Annotated in this window: 14 protein-coding genes and 1 pseudogene; 9 read left to right on the plus strand and 6 right to left on the minus strand. The window is 51.2% G+C overall.

Going from position 1 to position 16,074, the window contains the following annotated elements; genetic code table 11:
- The first annotated feature begins 592 nt into the window (after positions 1-592).
- The 4 genes from C8R21_RS12110 to C8R21_RS12125 all read left to right on the plus strand — a co-directional run bounded on the left by C8R21_RS12110 (position 593) and on the right by C8R21_RS12125 (position 4,356).
- A complete protein-coding gene (locus C8R21_RS12110) occupies positions 593-1,597 on the plus strand; it encodes a ketopantoate reductase family protein (RefSeq protein ID WP_074703964.1) in 1,005 nt (334 codons plus the stop codon).
- Positions 1,594-2,577, plus strand: coding sequence for an NAD-dependent epimerase/dehydratase family protein (locus C8R21_RS12115; RefSeq protein WP_107762935.1), 984 nt, complete (start codon positions 1,594-1,596; stop codon positions 2,575-2,577). Before C8R21_RS12110 ends, C8R21_RS12115 begins: the two co-directional genes overlap by 4 nt.
- 265 nt (positions 2,578-2,842) lie before the next feature.
- Complete coding sequence (locus tag C8R21_RS12120; RefSeq protein ID WP_074703968.1) at positions 2,843-3,079, plus strand: hypothetical protein; 237 nt, start codon at positions 2,843-2,845, stop codon at positions 3,077-3,079.
- A 218-nt stretch (positions 3,080-3,297) separates the two neighbouring features.
- A complete protein-coding gene (locus tag C8R21_RS12125) occupies positions 3,298-4,356 on the plus strand; it encodes an AI-2E family transporter (protein ID WP_107762936.1) in 1,059 nt (352 codons plus the stop codon).
- A 252-nt stretch (positions 4,357-4,608) separates the two neighbouring features.
- On the opposite strand, the gene trhA is transcribed toward C8R21_RS12125, so the two are convergent.
- Positions 4,609-5,259, minus strand: coding sequence for a PAQR family membrane homeostasis protein TrhA (gene trhA / locus C8R21_RS12130; RefSeq protein ID WP_107762937.1), 651 nt, complete (start codon positions 5,257-5,259; stop codon positions 4,609-4,611).
- Between the two features lie 368 nt (positions 5,260-5,627).
- On the opposite strand from trhA, the gene C8R21_RS12135 reads away from it, so the two are divergent.
- Together C8R21_RS12135 and C8R21_RS12140 are read left to right on the plus strand one after the other, a co-directional pair.
- A complete protein-coding gene (locus tag C8R21_RS12135) occupies positions 5,628-5,999 on the plus strand; it encodes a DUF1269 domain-containing protein (protein ID WP_107762938.1) in 372 nt (123 codons plus the stop codon).
- 77 nt (positions 6,000-6,076) lie between these two features.
- Positions 6,077-7,405 (plus strand): cation:proton antiporter domain-containing protein, encoded by a 1,329-nt coding sequence (locus tag C8R21_RS12140; RefSeq protein WP_107762939.1) that lies wholly within the window; start codon positions 6,077-6,079, stop codon positions 7,403-7,405.
- Positions 7,406-8,068: 663 nt separating this feature from the next.
- Here C8R21_RS12140 and C8R21_RS12150 read toward each other — a convergent pair.
- On the minus strand, positions 8,069-10,732 hold the full coding sequence (locus C8R21_RS12150; protein ID WP_107762940.1) for an MMPL family transporter: 2,664 nt from the start codon (positions 10,730-10,732) through the stop codon (positions 8,069-8,071).
- Positions 10,733-11,454: 722 nt separating this feature from the next.
- Here C8R21_RS12150 and traD point away from each other — a divergent pair.
- From traD to C8R21_RS12170, 3 genes are all read left to right on the plus strand, one after another.
- Complete coding sequence (gene traD, locus C8R21_RS12160) at positions 11,455-11,919, plus strand: conjugal transfer protein TraD (protein WP_258192389.1); 465 nt, start codon at positions 11,455-11,457, stop codon at positions 11,917-11,919.
- A 48-nt stretch (positions 11,920-11,967) separates the two neighbouring features.
- Entirely contained in the window at positions 11,968-12,351 is a 384-nt protein-coding gene (locus C8R21_RS12165; protein ID WP_258192390.1) for a ribbon-helix-helix domain-containing protein, read from the plus strand.
- A 270-nt stretch (positions 12,352-12,621) separates the two neighbouring features.
- Positions 12,622-13,617, plus strand: a complete 996-nt coding sequence (locus tag C8R21_RS12170; protein WP_107762942.1) for a tyrosine-type recombinase/integrase — start codon at positions 12,622-12,624, stop codon at positions 13,615-13,617.
- Positions 13,618-13,653: 36 nt separating this feature from the next.
- On the opposite strand, the gene C8R21_RS12175 is transcribed toward C8R21_RS12170, so the two are convergent.
- The 4 genes and pseudogenes from C8R21_RS12175 to C8R21_RS12190 form a co-directional block, all read right to left on the minus strand.
- Complete coding sequence (locus tag C8R21_RS12175) at positions 13,654-14,067, minus strand: hypothetical protein (protein ID WP_107762943.1); 414 nt, start codon at positions 14,065-14,067, stop codon at positions 13,654-13,656.
- A 303-nt stretch (positions 14,068-14,370) separates the two neighbouring features.
- Entirely contained in the window at positions 14,371-14,784 is a 414-nt protein-coding gene (locus C8R21_RS12180) for a type II toxin-antitoxin system VapC family toxin (protein ID WP_107762944.1), read from the minus strand.
- Positions 14,781-15,023, minus strand: coding sequence for a type II toxin-antitoxin system Phd/YefM family antitoxin (locus C8R21_RS12185; protein ID WP_107762945.1), 243 nt, complete (start codon positions 15,021-15,023; stop codon positions 14,781-14,783). Before C8R21_RS12185 ends, C8R21_RS12180 begins: the two co-directional genes overlap by 4 nt.
- 437 nt (positions 15,024-15,460) lie before the next feature.
- Positions 15,461-15,922, minus strand: a pseudogene (locus C8R21_RS12190) (integrase core domain-containing protein); the annotation flags it as partial.
- Positions 15,923-16,074: the final 152 nt, after the last annotated feature.

A 16,074-nucleotide genomic window follows, 5' to 3' on the forward strand; every position in this document is an offset into this window, starting at 1 on the left:
ATTGCTACGGAACTCCGCTTGGAGTGAATGAGCCTTGGGGCGCCCTAGACAATGTCACCCGCTTTCTTTCGCCGTTAGTATTCTCACTGCCTCTGTGTGACTTGCATCAGCATCCATGCTACTGGCTCTGGATTGTCCGCGCGCAGGTGTGCGATCCGTGCACCAAGAGTTGCGAGCAGTTGGGCGGCATGGAAGAATGCGCGGGCTGCCTGAGTGTGCCGAGAGTGCCACAGCATAGCAGGCACCAGCGCTCAATAGGAGACACCAAATAATTACTTGCTAGAGATGAAAACCGCTTGTGGTTGTGGCTAAAACCACAGCCGCAGGCCGGCAACGAGACGTACCTGGCTGGAATCTTCGCCCTCTTTCCGCACAAAATGGATCCAGCGGACCCCATTCAATTGAACAGGCATAATGGCAGAACTCTTCAGCCAAATGAACGCCGCTGATTTTGTCTTCAACTGAGACACGCAGCATAAAAATACAAGCTGTTATGTATGAAACCGCACGGTAACAGGCTGAGATTGAATCCAGTATTACATCTCTCTAGCTAAAGCTCGGCCTCACCCTTGATAGGCCAGCATCCTTCGTTATGAAATCGTCTGCTCATATTATTGGCGCCGGAGGTATCGGCATTGCTGCAACAGCCTGCCTTAGGCGTGCTGGATGGGACGTGACCATAATTGAGTCGAACCCCGAAAAGGTCGCCGCGGGTCGCCGCAACGAAATGACGCTGAATGGGCAACCCATTCACGGCACTCATTTTGTGCACTTTGACGACTGGATTCCGCCAAAAGAGGCAGCAGTGTTGTTATGCACAAAGACTTTCGATAATGCTCCGATCCTGCAACGCATCGCGAACACGCAAACATTGGTGCCAATCCAGAATGGCTACGACGAAACCCTCGAAAGGTCCCATCATCCCGCAGAAGCTATTGCTTCATTTGTTTCCGAGTGTCCCACTGACAGTCTCGACGCTCGCATTACTCGGGCCGGGTCTTTGCATATCGGCCCACGTCGCAAGGTAGGCAGCGGTGAAGGTGAGCGTGTCCATATGCTTGCCTCTGCCTTTGCTAAGGGCAAACTATTTCCGGTGGAACACGTTGCGGATATCCGCCCGTTCAAATCAACGAAACTGATGTACAACTCGGCCATTTCACCCTTAGCAGCAAGCGCGGGCGTTGATAATGCCGAACTTCTCATTGATCCGTTTACCCAAAAACTGTTCTTCACTTTGCTGCGGGAAAATTATTCGATCCTGCAGCATGCTGGTCTTACGCTGGAAAAGATCGGGCCATTTCATCCCGACACGGTCATGCGCATATTGCAAACCCCGTTCTTGCCGAAGCTCATGGGATTATTCTTCCGCCCTTCCTTGCGTGGAACATATTGCTCCATGAGTCCGGATATGGGAAGCGGCCAGACGGAGATCGATGCTTACAACGGGCATCTTGTTCGACTTGCAGGAGACTTTCCCTGTCCAATCAATAATGCGGTTATCAAGCTTGTCGATAGAATCTCTCGCGAGCGGCTTCCCAAGGCAAGATCCCACCTTCACCACCTCGTGACGTCTCTGCCGGATAGTGTTTTGATATGAATTTGGTGACAGGTGGCGCCGGGTTTATCGGTTCACATCTGGTGCAGCAATTACTCGCCGCCGGCGAAACCGTGCGGGTGCTTGAACATCCCAAAGCTGTGGTAAGTCATTTACCACTTGAATGTATTGAACTTGTCCAAGCAGATATTCGTGACTTAGATGCAATGCGTAACGCGGCGCGCGGCTGCGAGCGCGTCTATCACCTGGCTGCTGACCCAAATCTGTGGCGACGCAACCGCCGTGAGTTTGACGAGATCAACCATGTTGGCACTCTTAACGTCATGCGTGCCGCGCTCGACAGCGGAGTCAGTAAAGCGCTGTATGTAAGCACTGAAAGTATTCTCACATCGGATCAATCCAATGGGGGAGCGGTTGAGTCTGCGCGCTTTCGCGAAGAGGATATGATCGGGCCTTACTGCTTGAGCAAATTCCGAGCGGAACAAGCCGTGTTCCAACTTGCCGAAACCGGCGCTCCGGTGATCGTATGCAGTCCCACATTACCTATTGGACCGGGCGATCGAAATCAAACGCCTCCAACTCGCCTTTCGGTTGCATTCTGTAGAGGAAAGATTCCTGCATATCTTGATTGTCAATTGAATCTGATTGATGTTCGCGACGTTGCTGACGGAATGATACGTGCGATGCAGCGGGGTCGGCCTTTCATTCGATATTTACTAGGTGGACACAACTTTCGTTTGATCGAGTGGCTTCAACTTCTCGGGAATATCGTGAATCGTCCAGCCCCACGATGGACTATTCCCTATTCGGCAGCGTTAGCGACTGGTTGGTTCAGCGAGTTATGGGCTGATAATATTTCGCATCGCATGCCTATGGCAACTGTTACAGGTGTACGCCTTACAAAACGTTTAATGCACTTCGATCCTTCACAAACCTTTGAGGAGCTGGGTTTGAAGCCTCGGCCGATAGAGGAATCAGCAAGGGATGCTGTCAGCTGGTATCGTCAGCAGCATTGGATCTGATACGAGGGACTTTGGGGGCCGGAGTGTTGCATTTTATTCCATACTTGGGAACTATGGTCGTTGCGCTCGCCAGTGGTGTTGCCGGGTTGCTGCAATTCGGATCACCTGCCCTATTGTCAAGGTGGTTTGCGATCGAGCCAGATGCTTAAACCTTTGGGTGAACTTTTGGGGCAATAATCAACCTTTACCCTCACTGATAAAACCTCAGTATTTAGCAATTCTGCGATACATCGCTATACCTGTAACATTTAACCACGGAGAGCAGATGAACGTTGATAATGCCGATTATAAAGGATACAGAATTGTGGCCAGCGCAGAGCAGGACGATACCGCTGGTCTTTGGAACGGCCGTTATAGGATTATTGATAAGGAGGGTATAGTCGTTTACGAAAGTTTCGCCATGCCTGTGGACGAAGAGAGCAAGGCGCTAGAGGCTGCCCATGCAGAGGCTAAAGCATGGATCGATAGCGATACTGCTAAACTTTCCGGTTCGCCTGATTAAGAAGGTCCTATCCAGGGCAAATTTTTTGAGCTTGGCATACGGGACAGTATGATCCTTAAGAGGCGCGGAACGTAAGCGATTAAGGATGCCGCGAAAGCTCCTTGAATAGGGTCGAATGGCGCCGGATTTATTAGTCTTAAGGGCAAGAATCTACTCTACACTGTCACCAGATTGTTCCGTACCCTAGCGAACACAACGAGACTTTCACCTTCCATCTAATGAATTCCCCGGAGCTTCAGCAAAAAGCCTTCCTGCTCCTGCTAATTGTCATTTCCCTGGCATTCGGGTGGATATTGCTGCCTTTTTTCGGCGCAATATTCTGGAGCTCCGTTCTCGCCATAATATTTGTGCCATTTTATCGCTGGTTGCTAGAGCGCCTGGGCCAGCGGCAGAATCTTGCCGCGCTCACAACCTTATTGCTCTGCCTGATCATGGTGATTCTCCCGTTCACGCTCATCACCGCTTCACTGTTGCAGGAGGGGGTAGTCTTTTATCAAAGAATTCGCTCTGGGGAGCTGAACTTTGGCGCGTATTTCGAACAAGTCATAAGCGCGCTGCCGCCCTGGATGGTCAAATTTCTCGATAACGCCGGGTTGGCCAGGATTTCTGAGCTAAAGGACACGTTGTCAAACATCGCTTTGCAGGGAAGCCAACGCCTCGCGGAGGAGGCGCTCCAAATGGGCCAGAATACATTTGAGTTCGTTGTCAGTTTTGGCATCATGTTATATCTGCTGTTTTTCTTGCTTCGGGATGGGACCCTTTTGTCTGCGAAAATTAAACAGGCAATTCCGCTACGCCCGGAGCATAAGCGGAATTTATTCGGTAAATTCACCACCGTGGTTCGTGCCACCGTAAAGGGCAATATCGCCGTGGCCGCGATACAAGGCACGCTAGGGGGAGTGATATTTTCATTCTTGGGTATACAAGGAGCGCTGCTGTGGGGCTTTGTGATGGCTTTCTTATCTTTATTGCCTGCTATTGGCGCTGCCCTGATCTGGGCACCGGTAGCGATCTATTTCCTGCTTACCGGGGCCATTTGGCAGGGAATAACTCTCATCGCCTTTGGTGTGCTTGTAATTGGAATGGTGGATAACGTTCTACGACCCATACTCGTCGGCCAGGATACCCGGATGCCCGATTATGTGGTACTTATCTCAACGCTCGGAGGTATGGTTCTTTTTGGCCTTAACGGTTTCGTCATCGGCCCCGTAATCGCAGCACTGTTCATTGCCGCTTGGGATCTCTTTTCTACAACACGGGAAATGCCCAACGATTAATGGCAAAATTATTCTAAACCTACAACAGCGCGTGAGTGGTTAACGGCGGGCGGCGTAGGTCCTGCCGTACCAAGGGGTAGTAACGGCTGCACATGTTGGGAAAAAGATGGTGCTGGACGTGAAGACCGTAGCAGGAGACGCGCTACCTGAAGATTCAAACTAATATTTTATTATTTCATAACAGGTGTCCAATTTTTTAGCAGCAAGACATTGTCTGCTACGGTCCAGCTCTCTGTGCGGGTAGAGGGAAGGTCAGGCGCCATACCAGAACACGGCGAAGTAATGGCATGTGGTGCCCACCAAAACGAAGAGATGCCAAATCAGGTGAGCATATCGCAAGCGGGAATCGATAGCGAAAAAAACCACTCCCAGGGTATAAGATAACCCTCCCGCAATCAACCAAAGCAAGCCAGGAGTTGGCATTCTGGCAATCAATAGATCTGCGGCAATCACAACCATCCACCCCATGAGCAGATAGAGAGCGGTGGATAGAATGGGAAAGGAAGTTCCATAGAACACCTTCAGCACAACGCCCACTGCGGCAAGGGTCCATATAGTTGTGAGAAGAATCCAGCCCCATGAGCCGTGAAGTACTCCTAAGGTGAATGGCGTATAGGTGCCAGCGATAAGAAGAAAGATTGCGGAATGCTCAAGGATCCGAAACACGCGCTTGGTCTTACCTATAGGCAACGCGTGGTAGAGTGTAGAAGCAAGGTAAAGAAATATGGCCGTTGCGGAGAAGAGGCTCGTGCCAACGACAAACCCGACGTTTCCATGCCGCGTCGCTTGCGTGATGAGAAAAGGAGTTCCGATGAGTGCTGCGGCAAGACCGATGCCATGGCTAATGCTGTTGGCGATTTCTTCCCCTTGCGATTGCTCACGACTTAGCGGGGTAAGCGGCATGATTAGAGTCCCACATGTTGCTCAATCTGATTTTGTTATTTCTCTAATAACTCACCTTAAACGTCAGTCGCGTCTTCCAGGCTGGCGCTAAATTGGTAACCGCAATCGGATCAAGTCCGGACGCGCCTCCATAAGACAGCATTTGTCCTAAGTCCCGACTTGTCGCTATTCACATCGCTTAAGTGGATCTCGACATGGGTAACTTGATCTTCGAACCCGCTCAATATCTTGGTTACGGCCGATCCAACAGGCCGGGAAAGTTCACTATCCCTCAACGCAGCTACCCCTGTTTATCTGAATTTGCACGATGTGCCCCATTTGCTTTTAAACATCGCCTGTCCACTGAAGCATAGCAGAGGAGCCAATGTTTGGGGCTATTGCCACCATTGAGTGGAATCGCCGGCAAGTCGAATGCTAAGCTTTATGGCGCCGCGATCATACTGCATGACGTGCGCGTCGGCATAACGGCGATAGGGTACTCAGTCGATGCCTTCAATTACGGGGTGGGCATGGAATTTGTTGATGAGGTATCACGGAATTTAACGCCTGGAAAGAGTGCTCTGGTCGCCGAGGTTGACGAGTATTGGACCATACCGCTTGGCCTGAGGATGGAAGCACTGGGCGGAATCGTAGTTCGTCAGTGGCGCCTGGATGTGGAGCAAGACCTGATTCACAATGAAATCCGAGCTGGCTTCCTAGTCTCGTATCGTGCTACGAAGGCGGTATTCCAGTACGAGTGATTTTTATCGTTACGCACCTTACTACGTAGCTAGGATAGGAAGCTTCTTTATATTCTCTCTCTTTTTCTGTTTTATCTATGACATTCGCGTTGTGGTATGCAATCGTCGGCACATTGCTGCTCACCATGGCTATTGGCGGATCACTGCTTCAGCGACTGCCGTTAAGTACCGCAATGCTTTATCTTGTTATAGGCTTCGGTTTAGGTCCCGTCGGGCTTGGGTTGCTTGATGCCGATCCTCTGAAACACTCCGAGCTTTTTGAGCACCTGTCGGAAATTGCAGTCATCATCTCGCTCTTCATCACTGGCTTGAAGTTAAGCGTGCCAATGCACCATGCTCGCTGGTTTCTGCCGCTGCGCCTTGCAACGGTATCGATGATAATCACAATCTCCTTGATCACGATCTCTGGAATGCTGGGTCTAGGTCTTTCACTGGGTGCTGCAGTGCTGTTGGGCAGCATTCTCGCACCCACTGATCCGGTGCTCGCCTCCGACGTGCAATTGGAAGACCCAGCCGATCGCGACCAGATGCGTTTTAGCCTGAGCGGAGAAGGTGGCTTAAACGATGGGACTGCCTTCCCCTTCGTGATGCTCGGACTAGGACTCCTCGGCTTGCATGAGCTGGGTGCAGGGGGCTGGAAGTGGATCGTAGTGGATGTTATCTGGGGTATATGTGGGGGCCTTATTATCGGTGGGACGCTAGGGCATCTCGTAGGCAAGCTCGTAATCTATTTGCGTGTGCGTCACCGCGAAGCACTCGCACTCGATGAGTTCCTTGCTCTGGGTTTAATTGCTCTTGCCTACGGTACCGCCTTGCTGCTACACACCTTGGGTTTTATCGCGGTGCTCGCAGCAGGTTTGGCGCTCCGACGTATCCAAGAGCATCCCGATGACAAAATCCTCCCTCAGGACACGCTACCAGAGATACCAATCAAAAACAAGCTCCTAGCCAAGGCAAAAGGCATAGCCGCTGAATCTGCAAACGCTAACACCCAAATGACACATGCCATGCTTAACTTCAACGAACAGCTAGAGCGTTTTGGTGAACTTGTCGTCGTACTGACAATAGGAGCGATGCTCTCATATACATTCCTACCACCTGCTGCGCTTTGGTTTACACCCTTGCTCTTTTTATTCATCCGGCCAGTGAGCGTCTGGGTGGGATTTCCTGGATCGCGCTCTACGCTTGAACACCGCGGGCTTATATCCTGGTTTGGCATTCGTGGTATCGGTTCAATCTACTATTTGATGTATGCCATCAACCAAGGCCTGGATCCAGCGCTAACCCAGCAGCTGGTTGCCATCACGCTCATCGTTGTGAGTACCTCAATCGTGGTGCATGGCGTCTCTGTGACCCCGCTCATGCGTCGATATACCCGTCGTCGACGAGGTAGGCGACTGAATTGAAAGTTTCAGACCTCGAAGTCGTTGGGATGCTGACGATATCAAGCAGACCGGCTGTGCGAAGGGGCCCTCTACCAACAGCATCAATCGTGTTGATGCCTTCGATATTGTTGATGGTAAGTTGAGACGCTTGACGCCCAATCTATCATGGAACGTGCTTGCGATGAACTGATGGCTGGACTTCGTAGCCTCCCTGTCGTCGACAAGCAAGGGATTTAAGAGGCTCAAATCCACGCTCTGCTATCAGCACTCCTCATCTCGAACGGAGTTATTCTTGCGATCCGGGTAAAATCCCGGAGTCAATTCATATACATTTTTCAGACCTTGCAGTACGAGGGAATCCAGCTTCGTTCAATCAAATAATCCGGCAACTTATTAAAATCGAAGGCGAGACTATCTTCGATCATCTGTTCAATATCGAACAACTGCTTGATTTCATGAATATCGTTAAAAAATAACGTATAAAAAGGTTTGACCAGCACTTTCTAAATGTTCATGCCCCGCGGTCCGATAAAATTCCTTCTTTGTCCGACAAAAGAGGAAACGCCCGATCGGCTAATGATTGACGCCACCCATCTGAAGCTCAAGCGCACTCGCGTATCCTTACCGCCAAGCATTTTTTTTTACGTTCTACCAAACAGGGCTGAAAGCATGAGTATTGACGTTCTATCCTACCAATCGAGGTTGCGAACGTATCGCGTTTTCCGTGTCCTTTAGCACCACTTTGCTAAGCGCGGGAAGGATGATAAACGTACATACCATGATCCAGAATATGCCTATAGTAATAATCAAACCCATACTGGCAATACCCGGATGCGAGGAGAATGCCAATCCCCCAAAACCGGAGGAGGTGGTAAGAGCCCCATAAAATATGGCTCTAGCGGTGCTGGATTGATAGATATCGCGAGCTCCCGAAAGCGAGTGGCGCAGCTTTACAAGCATGTGAATGCCGTTGTCAACACCTAACCCTAGTAACAGCGGCAGGGCGATGATGTTGGCAAAATTAATGGCGGTGCCGGTGATCGTTGCGCTTGCCATGGTAAAAAGTCCGGCCAGTATGAGCGGCGTCATGATCAGTGCCGTATCCAGAATGCTGCGCCGGATAGCGAGTAATAGTAGTGCGATGGCAACCAGGGCGATTACAACAGCTTTCTGAAAAGCCTTGATAACCTCTCTCATGGATTCCCAGTAGATGATGGGCAGGTCCGTGGTTTCGGGAGCGACTGATTGCACTTCGGTGATAAATTCCTCAAGATTGGCTAAATCGTTCAGGTCTTTTTTTGGAAAGATCTGAATGCGATACAAGCCGTCCCTGCTCAGCCATTTATCCCTAATGTCGGGGGGCAGGTCAGACAGTGTGATTGTTCTGGCTTTCAAGCTGGCTGATAGATCGTTCATCACAGCCGGTAGCGTGCCGAGCAGCGCGGTCTGGATTTTTTCAATGAATATCTCCCGGCTGGGTTGATACCGTGCATCAAGCTCGATCAAAATATCCTGCAATTCCTTTTTTAAGCGTGTGAGTGAAGTGCGCTCCTCCATATTCGATTTTTCAGGCAAGATGGCATCGATAGTTCCAATCAAGCGGGTGATCTGCGGACCCGGGTCACTATGCGCTTTGAGTTGAGGGAAGTTCTGTACTTCCGCACCAAGCATCAGTCCCATTTCTTCGATCAAGGCCAATTTTTTATCCTGGTCGGCGGGTTGAAGGTCAAAAAGACTGACCGTTTTATCAACCGAAGGTAATGCCGAAAGCTTTTGCTGCAAGATTTTGGTGCTGCTTTCATCCCTGCTCAGGACGGTCAAGGTCAGCGGAGTGGTTTCCTCGTCCTCCATTAATTTTTTGAAAGCGATAACAGATTCGGTATCGGGATCGCGAAGATTAATCGGATTAAAATCGGTTTTCACATTGAACGCCAACACGACGGAGATCAGGGAAATAACAAGTGTTACAAGGGAAATCGGTTTGGCGTATTGAAGCGGCAAAGTTGCCAGTTTCTTTGAAAGCTCCGAAGGAGCATGAGGACCTTTTGCCGATCCGAATTTTGTCGGTGCTGGCAAAAGTTTTAACAATGCCGGCAAGGCAACCAACGTAACTGACAGGGAAATAAACAGACTTGTTCCTGCCAGCAGGCCAAGCTCGGCAACACCCTTGTAATCGGTCGGTATAAAAGCATAAAGTCCGATGGACGTAGTACCGGCGGCCAATAGAAGTGAGGGAGCTATGGTCATTAAAGTTGCACGTAGTGCACGTTCTTTACGGTGACAATTCAGATTGTCCCGGTAGCGCAGGCAGAAGTGGATCGCATACTCCACGCCCAAGCCGACATTGGTTACTGCAAACGCGAGTGAAATCAGATTTAATTCTGTTACGGAAAAGGCCGCGAATGCCCCGCAAAAAATTACTCCTAAGGCTAGAGTTATCAACGTGGCTACCGTCAGCAAAATGGAACGGTAAGCAATCACTAAAATAAACAACACCAGTACAACTGAGAAAATACTGGCGGTAAAAGTGCCGGTACTAATGCCTGCCAGCTCATCATCTTCAAGGGCGACTTCACCGGTAACCCACACCTTGACAGCGGGGAGATAGGGATCCTGAATGCTGGCAATTGCCTTGTTGATGGACTCAATCGCATTTTTCGCAGGACGGATATGTGAGTAATCGAATTTAGGCGAGACAATAATAAACTCCTTACTGGAGTGTGTTTTCTTCCCAGAAATCATCGATTCCCAGGAAAGCAAAGCGTTTTCGCCATTGATTACTTTATCTAAAGCCAGCGTGACTTTATGGGTTAGCGAGGTTAGATCAATGGCTGCAGTACGAGTCGTGTCTCCGGACTTTAGCGCATCCTCTAAAATAGAAAAAAAACCTGTTAGATTGGTTTCCTGAGCGATTCTGCCGATGAACGGCTGGGCGAGCGACAGGCTGTTGGATAAGCTCTCCAACTCGTCGGTATCGAGATAAAGCAATCCGTTCTGACGGAAAAATTCGTTGTCGTAGGGGATATAGGCCGAATTGAAATGATCTGTGTTGTCGCGGAGCAGGCGCAGTAATCTTTTACTGGCGGATTTGGTTAGTTCGGGCGTGTCCGATTCAACCACCAGCAAAAGCGTGTGCAAATCCTGTGAAAAGGCTTTCTCATAAGAGCGGCTGTGTTGCTGGAAAGGTGCATCCGGTGCGATCAGTCTGGTGGTGTCTGTGTTTATGCGCAAATGACCGAGCGCGTACTGGAAGGCCAGGATACCGAGCACAACCAGTATTGACAATGCGGTAATCGGATGGCCGATTGTCCAGTTTCGCCAGAAGGTGTAAATGCGGGATCTCGGCATAATCACCGGGCAAATTCCTCGATTCCCATCTCTGATTGAATCTTTTTTCTCAGATTAACAGGACGACGTAGTCATTCAGCACGAAGGTAGACGTTGCTGGCGCACTGGGTATCAGCGGTAGATTAAGCAGAGGGAGCAGGCTTTAGCCAATTATTTTGTCCATCCTTAGGAGAGCGGTACGTTCGCTACCGAACCGAATGGACGAAATCCAATCCATGTACTCAGATCCAAGGGACGCGACGTGATCGAGAAGCAAGCGCATAATAGTTTATGTCCCGGGCTTTCTGTTGGAAGGTCATCCAGGCGATCAATCACATTCGCATGTTGTGGATTGGCCATTGTCAAGGTGGTCTGGGATCAAGCCGAATCGCTCGAATCGTCGTTCGTGCCACCGTAAAGGGTAATATCGCCGTGGCCGCGATACAAGGCACGCTAGGTAGAGAAGGCCTAGCCAAACTGATATTTACCTCACTAATACGCATCGCGGCTTAGGGTGGAGATGAGCGAACCGTACGTAATATCAAAATTCTGGTCGAGATTGAGGCTGATATTGCCAACTGACATTGCGGTACAGAGAGTTATACGATCACTCCACCATCGGACAAGAAGATAGCCTGATGGGTAAGTCGTAAAAGAGGATTTCCATTCCCAGCTTATTTTTGGTTCCCTCAACCCCAAGGTAGCTGGAATGGGGCTGCCGATCAATGAAACAGGAGGTATTCATGTTGCACGACAAATGGCTTACCGCAAGACTGGCATATCTACGCGGCCTCGAAGCACCAAGCGAACAACAGCGGCAACTCCTTTTGCTGGTAGACAAGCTCAGGCGCACTGACGCGGACTCGCGTATCCTTGCCGCGTTAATTAAGGCGGAGGCGGCGGCAGAACGGGCACAGAGGGCGAGGACGGAAGCTGCCCGCCTTGCAGCAAGGGACGAGGAAGCAGCACGTATTTTAGAAGCAATCAACAGGGAGGCAGCCTCCAGAGAGCACGACCAGGAGCTGCACAATGCTGCCGAGTTGCTGATTCTGGCAGGTCTCGTGGATCCGGAAACCCGTACTCCGGTATTCGATCGAGGGGAGCTACTGGGAGCCTTGCTGGGGCTGGCAAATGTGCCGACAGAGGATCCTAGAAGACGCGAGTGGAAACGTGCGGGAGATGCATTGCTCGCTGAGAAAACAAAATAAGAATGTTATGTTGCCCAAAAAAGAGCATGGACTGCTGAATTTTTACCCATGATAACATATTTTATCATGGGTAAAATCCCGCCCCAGATTCAGACCGAGAGTATGATAAAGTATGATCATGAAAAACCTCTTGTTGATACTCGAATGAGCGAGCTCGAGCGCCTGACCATCACCCTCACCCCTGAACTGAGCGAGTCGATCAAGGCAGCCGTCAATGAGGGCGACTATGCTTCGGCCAGCGAAGTCATACGCGAGGCATTGCGTGACTGGAAGGTCCGGCGCGAGCTGCGGCAGGAGGAGCTGGCGGCGCTGAAGGCGGACATCGACCAGGCCTTGAGTGAGGTTGCGGCCGGACAGCTCGCGGAATTCAACGCCAAGCGGATCGTCGAGCGTGCCAGGAAGTTATTGGCCGCACGCAAGCGTTCCGGCTGACCAGCGGAAGCCGACCTTGGCGCGAGTACATATCTATATGACAATGGTGTGCATATATATATAGGGAAAAAATGGACGGGTGCAGATTGCAGGTTTTCCCAGCCTCGCGCCTGGGTTGCGGTCACTGTGAAACAGTGATGAGAACTGGACAGAGAGCGGAAATTCTCGCTCTCTGTCCCCTGATTATCGGCATAAATTGTTCGCGTTGAAAAAGGATTGTCCCTATGATTAGCATGGATACTGCTTACTTGTTCCTCAGGATGGATTGGCATGAGTGAAGAATTGATGGTTTCCCCGGGTGCCCCGATACCGACTGCCCCTGCCTCCGGCAGCGCTTTGACCTCCGCGCAGTTTCGCAAGCTTGCCGAAGTGCCGCCCGAGATCGAGTGGTTCGCCAACATCGACAGCCGGCAGACCCGGCGCGCGTACCAGAATGATCTGCGCGGCTTCATGGCTTTTGCCGGCATCGTCAACCCCGAGGACTTTCGCGTCGTCACCCGCAGCCATGTGCTCGCCTGGAGGAAAAGCCTGGAAGATGAGCAACTGGGTGGTGCCACCATCCGCAGGAAACTGGCGGCCCTCTCGTCCCTGTTCGAGTACCTGTGCGAAGCCAACGCAGTGACGCACAATCCGGTCAAGGGGGTGAAGCGGCCGCCGGTCGAATCCTGGCAGGGCAAGACGCCCGCGCTGGGCGATGCCCAAGCGCGCGCCCTGCTCGAGGCGCCGAAAGCTGAGACGCTCAAGGGCAAGCGCGACCGGTCGATTCTCTCCGCCCTGCTCTATCATGGCATCCGGCGCGAGGAATTGGCCAGGCTCAAGGTGAAAGACTACAATCAGATGCGCCGCGGGGTACCGCATCTGCGCATCCAGGGCAAGGGCGGCAAGATGCGCTTCATCCCCACCCATCCGGGGACACTCACCTTGATCGAAGAGTATCTGGAGGCCGCAGGCCATGGACAGGATCCGGAGGCACCCCTGTTTCGGCCGGTCAAAAACAATGTGCACGGCCACACCCTGACGGCACTCACCCCCGATTCCATCTATTTCGAGGTGGTGCTGAAGTATTTAAAGAAGCTGGGGATTTTTGGGGAGAACATGGGACCGCATGTGATGCGTGCGACTGCCGCGACCAATGCGCTCGATAACGGGGCGGACATCGCCAAGGTGCAGGAGTGGCTGGGGCATGCGAATATCGCCACCACCCGGATCTATGACCACCGCAAGACCCGCCCGGAGGATAGTCCGACGTTTAAGGTGAGTTACTGAACACCGGGCTTATCCTATGTCCTGGCTCCGATTCACTCACATTGCCGGGCTTTGGCGGTCGGATGCGGCATGGTTTTCATCAAGCTTCGATGCCATTTGACGATGCAAGGCGGCTTCTTGCATGTCGGCCGCGACGGTCTGCTCGTGACGGCGTATCAATGCTGCAGTATGCGATTGCAGGTCCTGAGCTTGCCTGCCATAAAGATAGCTTTTATTCTCATACTGCTCCAGCAGTACCTTTTCTTCCTTCACTTTTGCCTGCATTTGCATAGCGGCATTTTCATAATATTTCGCTACCAACTCATGATCGCTTGGGGTCGTGGCTTTCTTGATAGCTTCACGAATCTCAGGAGTGTCAATGGGCTCGGCTGCAATCGTCAAGGAGCTCATCGAACCCAGCAGGGCTGCCATCGATAACACTGCGAAGATATTTCCTGATTTCGTTTTCATGATAGTAATGAACCAAACAGGATGAAAGTGACTTTATCCTATCTCAGTCAACACTATGCGTATATTGGGGAAACTCTGGTTTTATACTAAGGGAAACCCTTAGAGTGGCAAGGCCGAAGGGTATGGCCCCCGCCTAACTCTGGAGCAGCGAGAACGCTATTGTGGTCCCGATGGATTAACGTGTTGGGATTACGAATGTTGGCAGTGAAGAATCAATGAAGCGTTTGCCTGCATTTGGGCTGGGCGCGAACAACGTCGGCAGCGCCAAAGTATCCGTGATGAGGAACAAGTTCTCGGGCATGGTTAATCGCCAAGTAAGATGAGCCCAAGCGCGCGCCCAGCAGCGCGTAATTCTTGATCGAGCGTGGCCAAGGGCAAATCCAGGCGTTGGGCCAGCTCTAAATACGCTGCATCATAGAGGGTGAGCCGGTAGCGTTCGGCAAGTAAGGCTGTTGCTGTCCATGACTGGCTTGCAGTTTCAGGATCAAGATTAATCGGCAGATCACGAAGAAACCCAGCTAGCTGATGGCGGCGTGTCGCGTCAAGCCGGCCGCGCCGCTCGGCCATGGCTAGACCATTAAGAATTTCCAGGGGCCAAAGCGATGGAGCCATTGCACCTGTTTCAACGATCTGATCCAGCAAATCAAGGGTGGCAGAAGTATGCTCATCCTCAAAACACCATGTGAGAGCCACTGAACTATCAAGAACTAAGCTCACAAACGACCTTCATTGATGAGATCCTTAATCTTGAGGTCGCCCAAGGTAACCCCGCGACTAGCATCCAATAAACCGCGGGCTACCTGACGAGCTTTCGCACGATTAAAGCCAGGCTCAGCGGGAACCAGTCTCGCTACGGCTTTGCCATGTCGAGTGATAAGAACTTCTTCACCGTTCTCGACCCAGTCGAGCAAGGTCCCGAGTTTATTCTTGGCCTCGAATGCCCCGATCTCACGCATATAACCTCCAATATAAGCTAGTTTACATCTAGCTTATATCATAAGCGCATTCGGAAGCCAAGACACTGAACTCTCTCCTCTTAGCGATCCGTTTATGAATGATAACGTCCTTTATCATTCATAAAAACCGAGTGCGTGGTAGAGAATTTACGATCAGCTGAGTGCTGGGGCTTGTTTCTTCCTATCCTCTTCTATATTGACGCGCGGTTGGCTTGCGAGACAACAGAATATTCTGTTCAAGCTCATAATACATCTGGGTTACCAGTTCGATACGTAAGCCTAAATTTCGCCACGCTTGAGCCGCTGCTTGCTCAATCTCTTCCGCAGTGCCTGCTTCTTCAAACTTCTGAGATAGACGGTATGATGGTGAACTGATCGCTAAATCGACCCCTTCATATGGTAATCCCCCCGTTTTTAGCTGTGCCCAGGAGTAGTGTTCAGGCGACCATTGCCAACTTCTGATAAGGTGTTATCCCGCCGATGGCGGTATTGGGTCTTTCAGCGTTGTAGCGCCATAGCCACTGTGTTGCGGTTTGCTGTGCATGTACTATTGACTGGAAGATTGTCTGGTCCAGCCATTCGTGCCGCACTGTGCGATTGAACCGTTCCACATAGGCGTTTTGTGCAGGCTTGCCAGGCTGGATAAACCGCAACTCGATTCCCTGGCTTTCTGCCCACTGGCGGAATTCGTGACTAATGTGCTCGGGGCCGTTATCCAGCCGAAGCGCTTTTGGTTTTCCGCGCCATTCGATAATGTGTTCCAGTGCCCGGATGATACGCGCGGAAGGCAGCGACAGATCCACTTCGATGCCTAGCCCCTCGCGGTTGAAGTCATCGATCACATTAAAGGTACGAAAGCTGCGACCATCCGATAAGGCATCGTGCATGAAATCCATCGACGGGTTTTCCCCCGATTTCACGGACACATCTAAAAAGGCTGATAATGAGTCAGGAGGGTGTCATGGCAACGCGAAGGAAATACGCAGCGGAGTTCAAGCAGGAAGCGGTACAATTGGTTCGATCTGCAAATGTGCCGGCAAGCCAGGTTGCG

It is taken from the genome of Nitrosospira multiformis, assembly GCF_003050865.1.
Classification (GTDB): domain Bacteria; phylum Pseudomonadota; class Gammaproteobacteria; order Burkholderiales; family Nitrosomonadaceae; genus Nitrosospira; species Nitrosospira multiformis_E.